This is a genomic window from Fischerella sp., assembly GCF_013388695.1.
Classification (GTDB): Bacteria; Cyanobacteriota; Cyanobacteriia; order Cyanobacteriales; family Nostocaceae; genus PCC9605.
On the sequence record NZ_JACAEU010000022.1, the window covers coordinates 24,807 to 36,359 of the forward strand.

Sequence of the window (11,553 nt, forward strand, 5' to 3'; positions counted from 1 at the left end):
CCATAACTCTTACAAAGCCCCTGCTGCGGTTTTATCCAGCACACCTCCACCCAAATGAGCGGTAATATTCATCGCTTGCACCACTGGTAAACCACTCAATCCTAAGGGGTAGTCAATAACGCTGACTGCGCCATTGCCCTGGCGGAAATTCCAGAAATTTTCTGATGATAAACCCAGAATATGACAAAGCAAGGTTTTATTAGTAGCATCGTGAGCAACTACTATTCCGGTTTGGAGTTGGTTTGCTAGTGCAGCTTGGATAGTAGACTGCCAAGCTGCGATGCTGCGTTCCCACACCTGTTGCAAATTTTCCCCTGCGGGCATTTGTACTTCTGTTGGTAGAGTGCGCCAGCGGTGCAATTCTCCTGGAAACTCTTGCTCGATTTCTGATTCTAATTTTCCTTCCCAGAGTCCGTGACTAATTTCTCTAAAACCATCTTGTAATTCTAACTTTACACCAGGATGGTTCTGTAATATTAGTTCAGCTGTTTCTTTAGGACGCAACATTGGGCTGCTGACAGCAAAATCAACTGCTACATCTTTGAGAAATGCAGCAGCTTTTTGTGCCTGTAGCCTACCGTTATCGTTGAGAGGAACATCAATTTGACCTTGAAATTTGCCTTGGCGATTCCACTCAGTTTCTCCATGCCGGATCAGCAGCAAACGCACACCCTGATGGTTTGGTCGCAGCGAAGGCAGAATTTCTCCCATGTGTTGGGTCTGGTTCATTGACTCTAGCTGGACTGGTTCTCCCAATCCACCAGAGAAATTTAACACGCTAACACCACAGTTAGATTGCTGGATGGAATGATAACGAGATGGAGAAATGCCGAGTGCCGTACTGATTAAAGCTCTATTAATGCCGTTATGTCCTACAATCAATATAGTTTCGCCTTGATGGCGGGACAGAACATCTTGCCAAAACTGCCGTGCTTGTTCGTACAAAGCTAAGACAGGAAAATGTTCTCTGCTTCCATCACCATCTTTGACAAGCATCTGTAGTTGATGGGGTTGTTCTTGCCAGATGCGGTAATCTTCGGGAAACTTCTGTTTGACTTCAGCCGAGAGCATTCTCTCCCACAAAGGCAAGTCAATTTCTAATAATTTATCGGAAGTTTGAGCAACAATAGACTGCTCAGAGTTAATTGCAAATGAATGAGAAATAATATCTGCTGTTTCTTTTGCTCGCTGTAGGGGACTGCTGTAAATTGCATTAAATGAAATATTACTGAGGGCTTTGCCTACAAAACTGGCATCGTTACGACCTTTTTCAGTTAATTTAGACGCATCGGTGCGCCCTTGAATACGTTTTTCGGTATTATACGTGCTTTGACCGTGGCGCACAATGATCGCTCGAGTCACTTTATGCCCTCCTCTATCTCAGAGACTCATTTTACTGCAAGAAGTTATTTTAGAGGGTAGAAGCAACTCACTCGCATCAAAATTAGCATGAAGGAATCTTGACTAACTGATTGTGAGTTTTATTACCTTTATTTTGACAGCGATCGCTCCAGGTGTGACTCTTTTTTGGAATTTAATACCAACTGTCGCCTGAGTTTTTGCTCTCACCTAATTTTTACCAGTATGCAGTAGATTATTTAACCTTTGTGAATTTATGACTCCCAAGTTTTCCTTGTGAGATACTAAAGGGAGGTCAAAAGTCTGGAAATAAGGAGACTATTGTTTCCGATCTTGCTTCCAAACTTTTCTAGTATTAATTATTACCCCAATATCGCTCTACAACTTAAGACTAAAGAAATAATAGCTGCTGAAAAATTCTCACTTGAGTGAAATTTGAGGTAGAGTAAGGGTTTTATCTTGGTATCATATTTAACCTTTATGCTTGGATGAGTTCCTTGAGGATTCAATGTTTTTAGTGTTTTAAAAACGATGTTTTTGTTGGAGATCCACTGAAAGTGAGTAAATCAACTATCTCAGCAAGACGATTATTAATAGATGCATTTACTTATGCAAAGCCTGTTTACTTTCCGATGTTGGCTTTTTTTGCTCCAACTTTGCTCATTACGCTAATCCTACCTACAATTGCATCTCCTTCGGCTAGCTTTTTAATGCAACTCATTGATGTAATCCTTGTGACTCCATTTATTACAGGAGCATCAATTTTTTATGCACACCAAAATTTAACTCATAGGGGTGCAACTGTTCCAGAGTCTCTACAAGCGGCTGCTGAAAAAACTTTTCAGCTTTCTTTACTGATTGTTCTACTTTTTGTCTTCTTAATTCCTGCGTTTCTTCTCATTGTTCCAGGCATCTATCTAAGCATTCGATGGTCATTTGTATTCTATGCAGTTATGATTGAAGGCTATTCTGCGTCTGATGCGCTCAGTAGAAGCTGGAAATTAACTGAAGGACATTGGTGGTTAATTTTCCGTGCTGCTTTACTTTTTACATTAGCTTTGATTATACCAGTGTTTCTTTTGGCTTTAATTATTTTTGCAATTATTGGTTCTGAGTTACCTGGTTTATTTGAATTTATAGGAGGTTTTGTTGGTTTTTTAATTGGTCCACTTGTCTCAATTTACTATGTGCTTTTATTCATGAGTCTAGTGAATATGGCAATGGGTGACGACGAGGGATAGCTTAGTCACGAACTTTCTATCAAGTGAATTAAAAAATCGGCTTAGACAATTATGATCAGAAAAAACTTTCGCATATTCTATAGTTGTCAATTATTACTTGCTGTGTTGTTTACAGTATTTATTATTAATGGATGTGCAATCATAGACAAAATTATTTTTAGCCCTTCTCCTTCGCCTACAGATTCTGCATCTCCTCCCCCACAAGAATCCCCATCCTTGAACCCTGAAAATGCTGAAAATGGAAATAATGCTGAGAATGGAAATAATGATGAACAGTTGGATCGGCTAGTCAGAACAAGACAATGCTTTCCTCCTAATCAGACTGAATACATCTATGGAAACTATAAGATAGGTTGGACAATCAGTGGTTCTCGCTACGAAGGGTTGCTTAATATGGAAGGCAGAATTGGGAAAATGCGAATTCAGTATTTCAATGAAGAAACCAATAAAGCTGAGACGGTTGACCAAATTATGGTGCTTGCTTCTTGCACTAAGGGTTTAGTTATGCTTGGTTTCAATCCTATCCTTGCTGATACAAATCAAAAGCACCCAACTTACGCTGCGGATAATCTGATTTTTAGACGTGAAACCAATGGTGATGTAACTATCATGAATTATGATGACCGAGGAGTAACTGCACCAGTGGAGATTGAGCAAGTATCTAACTAGTTAGTGGTCATTTTTCATCAACTTGCATTTGATCGAAAGTCACTCCAATAACTACTCTAAATGGTACTTCAAATTCTGTTCCACTACGATCTTTGAATTTTATTAAACCATGTTGCCACAATCGCTTCCACTGGAAAAATATTCGTAACTTTGTGTATGGAGGTATCTCAATAACAATTTCCTCACCATAGGTTTGCTTGCTACTTTCAGAAATTGAATATTTCTCCTTCAAATTATTCTGAGCGGTTAACTTTAAGTTGCCGAGATTTAGGTTAAAAAGTTGCAAGCCAAGACCACTCTCTCCACCACGAGTCGTAGTCTTTTCATATTCAATCATATAAGATTGTGACCATTCCTTTGATATAGTAAACTTCCTAGTCAGTTTTGTAGCACTATTAGAATTGTCAACCAATCGCTGCTCCGATCCTAAAAATTCTTCTACTCTTTCAGTTTCTAGAATTGTTAAGCTACTAATCCCAGATACGGTTGGTTGTTTTTTTTCTGTCACCTTTCCTGGTTTATTAGATTGCACAGTCATTATTTTTGTTTTTTGTCTAACCATTCCTGGTTGAGATTCAGAAAAAACAGCCCATCTCTGTTTGCACTTAGGGCACTCAGCAATAGCTGAACGCTCCATTTCTGGGTATGGAGTTTTAGGAGGAATTGGTGTTTCATCAATCTTGAAATATTTGGGAACAATGGGGTATTGTTTACAGAGAGGGCATCGCATCAAGGAGTAAACTTGCTCATGCTCTTTAGAAAGCCCAAATGAGTTGGTCATAGCTTTGCCACGAATGCCTGTAATGGATACTCTTTAGAATCATAGATTAGCCCAGATTAAGTAATGTTTTTTTCTAAAATACTAAATAATGCTCGTGGCAGTGGGTCTAAAGTACCCTGGTAAACCGTTTCATGAATAGATATAACATTGAAGCGATCGCCAAAAATTTCTGTAATTTCTTCGGGTGTAAATCGATAAGGGCCCCCTTCCCTTGTTTCCAAATGGCTAAAGCATTTTAGAAACAAGTAACCCTTGGGCTTGATTAAACCATGTACAACGCGAACGTAGTCTTGCCTTAAATCAGGATGAAATACATGGAAACAGCCACGGTCAAACACACAGTCAAACTCTTGGTTAAGGTGAGTGTTAAAAATATCATCCTGTCTAAAACAGATATCTAAACCTTGTTCTTTAGCTTTACTTTCAGCCTGACTCACAGCTGCTTGGGAAATATCTGTGGCAGTAACTTGAAAGCCCCGTTTAGCTAATGCGATCGCCTGCGTACCCGGCCCAGTACCAAGATCCAATATCGTCCCTGTTAGGATATTCAGCTTTATTAAGGCTTGCTCAAGATCCACATCAAGATTCGGATTGTACCAAGGCATAGTTTCGACTTGGCGTTCTTGATACAAATTATTCCAATCGGGAAACTCACGTTGTTGATTCATTATCTATGTGTATCTATGTGTATCTGTGTGTATCGGTGGTCGATCATTTTTGAATACGATCAACTCGCTGATTAAGTTCTCGAAGTTGTCTATTTAACTCTAATTGCCGCTTAATCAAAACCTCAAAGTCTGCTTTCGTTGCCAAGTTAGCCCTATTGGGAATCAGTTCATTCACTTGATTTAAACAAGCATTCATGCCAGCAGCAAATTCATAGCGGGTGACTGGGCGCGAACCGCGATATGTAGCATCAGAATAACCAGACAAGCAACCTGGTTGAGATGTAGTGCTGCGTCCATCGCTTGGGGTTTGTGACAGCGTTCTTGATGGGTAGAAAATCACTGTTGCCAGTACTAAGGCAGCGGGAGTAATTTTAGACATTGTTTGAAGCTCCATGCCATTTACTTTTTACCTTAATCTTAGACTAGCGGCTAAAAGCTAGGGATACCCTGTTAAGGTTGGGCGAAAAGACATTTCAATCTTGGTGTCTTAGTGTCTTGGTGGTTTAATAAAGACATTTTTCACCATCAACGCACAGAGACACCAAGCAAAATCTTATTTGTGCTGCTCACACTTTTACAAGAGTAAGGTTAGAGGCTTGGGAATAAGATAATAAAAAGGAGCGCTTCATAGTTCTTAAAAATTTTTCTAAAACAATGGCAAGAGATTTACGAGGATTTATCAAGCTTCTGGAAGAAAAGGGACAATTACGGCGAATTACAGCGCCAGTTGACCCAGATTTAGAAATTGCGGAAATTTCCAACCGGATGCTGCAAAAAGGTGGCCCGGCGTTGCTGTTTGAAAACGTCAAAGGTTCATCCATACCTGTAGCAATCAACCTGATGGGGACGGTGGAAAGGATCTGCTGGGCGATGAATATGCAACATCCCCAGGAGTTGGAGGAACTGGGGAAAAAGTTAGCGATGCTGCAACAACCCAAACCGCCAAAGAAGATTTCTCAGGCGATAGATTTTGGGAAGGTGCTGTTTGACGTATTGAAGGCGAAACCAGGACGAGATTTTTTCCCTGCTTGTCAGCAAGTAGTCATGCAAGGGGAAGATTTAGATTTAAACAAGTTACCTTTTATACGTCCTTATTCTGGTGATGCAGGCAAAATTATCACACTGGGACTTGTGATTACTAAAGATTGCGAGACGGGTACGCCAAATGTAGGTGTGTATCGCTTACAACTCCAATCTCACAATACCATGACCGTTCACTGGTTATCGGTGCGGGGTGGGGCAAGACATTTACGCAAAGCAGCGGAACGTGGGAAAAAATTAGAAGTAGCGATCGCTCTTGGTGTAGATCCTTTAATTATCATGGCGGCTGCTACACCGATTCCAGTAGATTTATCTGAGTGGCTGTTTGCTGGACTTTACGGCGGTGCAGGCGTGCAGTTAGCAAAGTGCAAAACTGTAAATTTGGAAGTTCCCGCCGATTCCGAAATTGTCTTGGAAGGGACGATAACACCAGGGGAAGTTTTGCCAGATGGCCCTTTTGGCGATCACATGGGTTATTACGGTGGTGTGGAAGATTCGCCTTTGATTCGCTTCCACTGCATGACGCAGCGCCAAGACCCGATTTATTTAACCACATTTAGCGGGCGTCCACCGAAAGAAGAAGCAATGATGGCGATCGCCCTCAATCGTATTTATACTCCGATTCTGCGGCAACAAGTTTCTGAAATCGTGGATTTCTTCTTGCCAATGGAGGCTTTGAGTTACAAAGCGGCGATTATATCTATTGATAAAGCCTATCCTGGGCAAGCGCGACGAGCAGCATTGGCGTTTTGGAGTGCCTTACCGCAGTTTACATACACCAAGTTTGTGATTGTGGTCGATAAGGACATCAATATCAGAGATCCGCGTCAAGTGGTGTGGGCAATTAGTTCTAAAGTTGACCCCACACGGGATGTATTTATTCTGCCGAATACGCCCTTTGATAGTTTGGATTTTGCCAGTGAAAAGATTGGTTTGGGCGGACGTATGGGAATTGATGCTACTACGAAAATTCCGCCGGAAACCGAACACGAATGGGGTGCGCCTTTGGAGTCAGATGCGGAAGTGGCGGCGATGGTTGAGAGGCGCTGGGCTGAGTATGGTTTGGCAGATTTGCAGTTAGGGGAAGTTGACCCGAATTTGTTTGGTTACGATTTGAAGTAGAACCCCACCCCCTACCCCCTCCACGCAAGCGAGGAGGCAGGGTGGTTTCATACAACCATAGAAAAATGAGAATACTGGTATTTATAAATTTATGGCTTATCCTAGTAGAATCTTCTAACAGACAAAGACACCTCTGGATTATTTGCCACCACATCACTGAGGTATAGCACCTACAAAGATTCGCTGTGAGTAATTAAAAAAATGAAAAATTACCACAAGTTTCTCAATTTTTACTCAAAAAAGTTTAACTTTAGCCTAAGTTTGTATTTTAGGATAATATCTAGTAAGCAATCAGTACTGATGGAGATATATTGATTTTAATAATATTAATAGCTTTTAAAGACGAGAGTGGTTTTAAATTTTGGCAATAATTATTGACTTTTGTGCAAAAATGAATAGGTAGAGATGTCAGCGCAATTACTTACTATTAAACAGCAATTTCAATCACTTATAAGTAGAAGAATTCTACTAATTGAGGATAATGATATCAATAGAATGTTGCTTAGTGATTATCTAAGTTATTATAGATATGAAGTCCAAGCTTTGCCAGAGGGAGCTAATTTTTTTGCAACCATAGATAAATTCCAACCAGATCTAATTTTATTAGATTTAAAATTACCAGATATTGATGGTTATTCTCTCTTAGAGAAAATCCAGCAAGAAACAAATTTATCATGCATACCCGTGTTTGTGGTATCAGCTTTTGCTTTTAAGTCAGATCAGGAACGAGCCATGAAATTAGGCGCTCGTCGTTACTTTGTTAAACCTGTAAATCTGACCGAATTGATTCTAGCAATTGAAGAAGAGTTAGCTTGTAAGCGTATATAAAAGTTGTCTGAAAAGATAGATTATTCTGTTTTTTGTTGAGTCATGAATTCTTCAAAAGCCTGACTTAAATTTTGTACAGTATTACCAATGTTAGATATTTTAATTTGTACTTGAGCTAACATTAACATAGCTGCTTGCAACTCGTTGAGTGTGTCAGCCATAGCATCGCGATATTGAGATTCAAAATCTTGTATATCCATTATTTCTTCCTAATTTAAATATGTTTTTGATATAAAATAAATCATAATATACATATAGTAGTTTATAAATCCGTTATTCTGCTTAATGTTTTTTAAAGCATCTATATAATAAATATTGAATTTTATTAAAAAAGTATTAGAGTAGACGCGCTAATACTGGCATGACAAGGGTAAAACGATGCATTATAGCTTTCTTGTGGGATGGGCTTCTAGCCCGTCCGATGCGGACAAGATGTCCACACCACAAGATTTATATTTATGCACCAAATTAGCCCGGTCACGCTACTACCAAGTTAAGATTTACTTTATAAATAGTCTCTAAATTATAAACAGTAGACGACTTTATAGGAAAATTAAAAAATTAAAGATAAAAAAATAGATGTTGGTTGGAAAATAAGGAATTACCTAATTGAATAAAAAACTTTATGCCAAAATTAAAAACCAATTAAATATCTGAAGATGAAAGGATAATAAACCTATGAACATATATTTTTTATGGAAATTACAGACTTAATCAACAAGAGATATTGAGGCTCTGGTAAAGCTTCGTTTCTAACTAAGTAGAAGCCATCAAGCAGAAGGGAAAATATCAAATCAACAACCAAGAACAGTATTTTTACTTAAAATATATATAGGTAAATTGTAAAATTACCAAAATCTGGTTGTGACAACATCTGCTCAAACACTGCCACTAGTAAAAGATCTAGAACGTCTAGAAAACCGTCTTGCTGAAATTCCGTCGGAACCGGGAGTTTATTTGATGCGAGATGGGAGCGATCGCATTATATATATAGGTAAATCACGAAAACTGCGATCGCGTGTCCGTTCTTATTTTCGAGAATCACAAAAACTGACCGAACGTATTGCCACAATGACAAGGCAGGTGACAGAAATTGAATTTATCGTCACCGATACAGAATCTGAAGCCTTGGCGTTAGAAGCTAACCTGGTCAAGCAGCACCAACCATACTTCAACGTGCTGCTGAAAGATGATAAAAAATACCCCTATGTTTGCATCACTTGGTCAGAAGACTACCCACGTATCTATATCACCCGCAAACGCCAGTTAGGCAACCAAAAAGATAAATACTACGGCCCTTATACTGATGCTCACTTACTGCGGGAAATCTTGCGCTTGTGTAAGCGGATATTCCCCCTGCGACAACGACCCCAACCACTTTTTAAAGACCGTCCTTGCTTGAATTTCGATTTAGGGCGCTGTCCAGGTGTGTGTCAATCGCTAATTACTCCTGAAGAATACCGCAACACCGTGCAAAAAGTAGCGATGGTGTTCCAAGGACGAAGCAGTGAACTCATCGACGTCCTTACAGAACAAATGCACAAACAAGCAGAAGCGCTGAACTTTGAAGCAGCGGCGCGGATTCGCGACCAAATTGCTGGGTTACAATCTCTGACAGCGGATCAGAAAGTGTCTTTACCGGATGATACTGTTTCCCGAGATGCGATCGCTTTAGCAGCCGACACCCAACACGCCTGTATTCAATTATTCCAAATTCGTGCTGGGCAATTAGTCGGTCGCCTGGCTTTCATCGCCGAAGTCTCCTCCCCCTCTCCCACTCCTCCCTTAGAACTGGGAGCAATCTTACAACGGGTGTTGGAGGAACACTACCAAAGTGCCGATGCAGTGGAAATTCCCACAGAAATTTTGGTGCAGTACGAATTGCCAGAACCAGAGATACTGGGGGATGTGCTGACGCAGCGTAAAGGCAGAAAAGTAACGATTGTGGCTCCTCAGCGGCAAACTAAGGCAGAATTGATCGAGATGGTAGAGCGAAATGCTCAGTATGAATTGCAAAGAATGCAAAAATTGAGCGATCGCAACCAACAGGCAATAGAAGATTTAGCCACCATCCTCGATTTACCTGACTTACCCCGCCGCATCGAAGGTTATGACATTTCCCACATCCAGGGGTCAAATGCTGTAGCTTCTCAAGTTGTGTTTATCGATGGTTTGCCCGCCAAACAGCACTATCGGCACTACAAAATTAAAAATCCCACAGTCACAGTCGGACACTCTGATGATTTTGCTAGTCTCGCCGAAGTTATTGGGCGTCGCTTCCGCAAGTATGCTGAAGATCCAAAATTGGCACGAATTGGAAATCCTGACTGGCCAGATTTAATTATGATCGATGGCGGCAAAGGTCAGTTATCCTCGGTTGTAGCAGTCTTGCAAGAGATGAATTTATTGGAAGATTTGCGTGTCGTCAGTCTTGCCAAAAAGCGAGAAGAGATCTTTCTACCAGGAGAGTCTGAACCACTTGCAACCGACGCAGAACAACCGGGAGTACAACTTTTGCGACGATTGCGAGATGAAGCGCATCGATTTGCTGTGAGTTTTCACCGTCAGCAACGCAGCGATAAATTGAAGCGATCGCGTTTAGATGAAATTCCTGGTTTAGGACACTATCGCCAAAAGCAGCTTTTGGGGTATTTTCGCTCTGTTGACTATATTCGGCAGGCCACACCTACACAGATAGCTGAAGTGCCGGGCATTGGTTCACGTTTGGCTCAAGAAATTTATGATTATTTTCATCCTTCTTGAGAGATATATATCCAATGTCAATTCTTGGATAATGCTGAAGAACACCTGAGAAGAAATCATGGGTAATTGATAATTGGGAAAACCCAATACCCATTACCCATTACCTATTACCCATTACCCATTACTAACCATTAGATTAGCAAACACAGCTAAATAAAGTTCATCTTTTTTTTGAATTTTTTCTTAAATTTTATCACGATAGTTAAATCACAATTTCAATAGCAATAAGAAACAAGTCCAAACTCAAAATTTACATTTTGTTACTCAAACCAAAAATTTGTTAATTTTTTATCTATTTGTGACTAACATTCTGTCTTACAGAAGCATCCCATCCAGAATTGGCGTTGATATACTCTTTTTGCAGTCACGAGGTAAGGTCAGTACTAAACGCAAAAACTTCTGTCTTACTCCCAGAAGTTGGTATATATTCTACCAGTAAATCCAAATTCAAATGATTACAAGTTTAGTAATCTCAAGGCATTATCTGTGGGGATCAGCAAATCTATAATAGGCTGGAACATAAATAAAAAGTTTTATATCTAAAGTTGGATGATTAAATAGTGTAAATCTTAAGATAATAAAAAAAAATTAACATCTCTCAAACTTTCTAGGCTATTTTGATGTAAAGCCAGAAAATAAAATATTACTTTTGGTTAAAAATGGAAAACCAAAAGGATAACTAGTTGAATTGACTTGCTGTTTTTATAAAAAAAATATCATCATGATATCCAGGGATTTTACAATGCATATAGCACAAAACATTCACTGTCCAAATTGTGGCAGTGAAGGTGAAAGGTATTATATTTCTGATAGCCAATTGACGCGGACACAATGCCAACACTGTGATTATTTGATGGTATGTTGCACGCGTACAGGGAAAGTAATTGAGGCTTATGCCCCTGGAATTTATGCACCTCGATAATTAGGTTAATGGATAGTGGATAGTGGATAGTGGTAAACAAATAACTACTAACTACTAACTACTAACTACTAACTACTAACTACTAACTACTAACTACTAACTACTAACTACTAACTACTAACTACTAACTACTAACTACTAACTACTAACTACTAACTA

General features: G+C 39.7%; 10 protein-coding genes and 1 pseudogene. 6 read left to right on the forward strand and 5 right to left on the reverse strand.

What is annotated here, in order from left to right:
• Window positions 1–9 precede the first annotated feature (9 nt).
• Window positions 10–1,362 carry a histidine phosphatase family protein gene (locus tag HXY43_RS03620; protein ID WP_290880130.1) on the reverse strand — a complete coding sequence of 451 codons (1,353 nt, stop codon included), beginning with the start codon at window positions 1,360–1,362 and terminating at the stop codon, window positions 10–12.
• A 554-nt stretch (window positions 1,363–1,916) separates the two neighbouring features.
• On the opposite strand from HXY43_RS03620, the gene HXY43_RS03625 reads away from it, so the two are divergent.
• Window positions 1,917–2,600, forward strand: coding sequence for a glycerophosphoryl diester phosphodiesterase membrane domain-containing protein (locus tag HXY43_RS03625; protein ID WP_290880133.1), 684 nt, complete (start codon window positions 1,917–1,919; stop codon window positions 2,598–2,600).
• A 102-nt stretch (window positions 2,601–2,702) separates the two neighbouring features.
• Window positions 2,703–3,269, forward strand: a complete 567-nt coding sequence (locus HXY43_RS03630) for a hypothetical protein (protein WP_290880135.1) — start codon at window positions 2,703–2,705, stop codon at window positions 3,267–3,269.
• A gap of 7 nt (window positions 3,270–3,276) precedes the next feature.
• Here HXY43_RS03630 and HXY43_RS03635 read toward each other — a convergent pair whose 3' ends face one another.
• From HXY43_RS03635 to HXY43_RS03645, 3 genes and pseudogenes are all read right to left on the reverse strand, one after another.
• Window positions 3,277–4,050, reverse strand: coding sequence for a hypothetical protein (locus HXY43_RS03635; protein ID WP_290880138.1), 774 nt, complete (start codon window positions 4,048–4,050; stop codon window positions 3,277–3,279).
• 56 nt (window positions 4,051–4,106) lie between these two features.
• Window positions 4,107–4,718, reverse strand: coding sequence for a class I SAM-dependent methyltransferase (locus HXY43_RS03640; RefSeq protein WP_290880140.1), 612 nt, complete (start codon window positions 4,716–4,718; stop codon window positions 4,107–4,109).
• 160 nt (window positions 4,719–4,878) lie between these two features.
• Window positions 4,879–4,995, reverse strand: a pseudogene (locus tag HXY43_RS03645) (S-layer homology domain-containing protein); the annotation flags it as partial.
• A gap of 377 nt (window positions 4,996–5,372) precedes the next feature.
• On the opposite strand from HXY43_RS03645, the gene HXY43_RS03650 reads away from it, so the two are divergent.
• Both HXY43_RS03650 and HXY43_RS03655 read left to right on the forward strand, forming a co-directional pair.
• The gene (locus HXY43_RS03650; protein WP_290880143.1) at window positions 5,373–6,881 is read left to right on the forward strand and encodes a UbiD family decarboxylase; all 1,509 of its coding nucleotides are present in this window, start codon (window positions 5,373–5,375) and stop codon (window positions 6,879–6,881) included.
• Between the two features lie 405 nt (window positions 6,882–7,286).
• A complete protein-coding gene (locus HXY43_RS03655) occupies window positions 7,287–7,709 on the forward strand; it encodes a response regulator (protein ID WP_026730956.1) in 423 nt (140 codons plus the stop codon).
• Between the two features lie 20 nt (window positions 7,710–7,729).
• Here HXY43_RS03655 and HXY43_RS03660 read toward each other — a convergent pair whose 3' ends face one another.
• Window positions 7,730–7,909 (reverse strand): hypothetical protein, encoded by a 180-nt coding sequence (locus HXY43_RS03660; protein WP_290880146.1) that lies wholly within the window; start codon window positions 7,907–7,909, stop codon window positions 7,730–7,732.
• A 664-nt stretch (window positions 7,910–8,573) separates the two neighbouring features.
• Between HXY43_RS03660 and uvrC the strand changes: the two genes are divergently transcribed.
• Together uvrC and HXY43_RS03670 are read left to right on the forward strand one after the other, a co-directional pair.
• Window positions 8,574–10,472 carry an excinuclease ABC subunit UvrC gene (uvrC, locus tag HXY43_RS03665; RefSeq protein WP_290880148.1) on the forward strand — a complete coding sequence of 633 codons (1,899 nt, stop codon included), beginning with the start codon at window positions 8,574–8,576 and terminating at the stop codon, window positions 10,470–10,472.
• 742 nt (window positions 10,473–11,214) lie between these two features.
• A complete protein-coding gene (locus HXY43_RS03670) occupies window positions 11,215–11,394 on the forward strand; it encodes a replication restart DNA helicase PriA (protein WP_072032351.1) in 180 nt (59 codons plus the stop codon).
• Window positions 11,395–11,553: the final 159 nt, after the last annotated feature.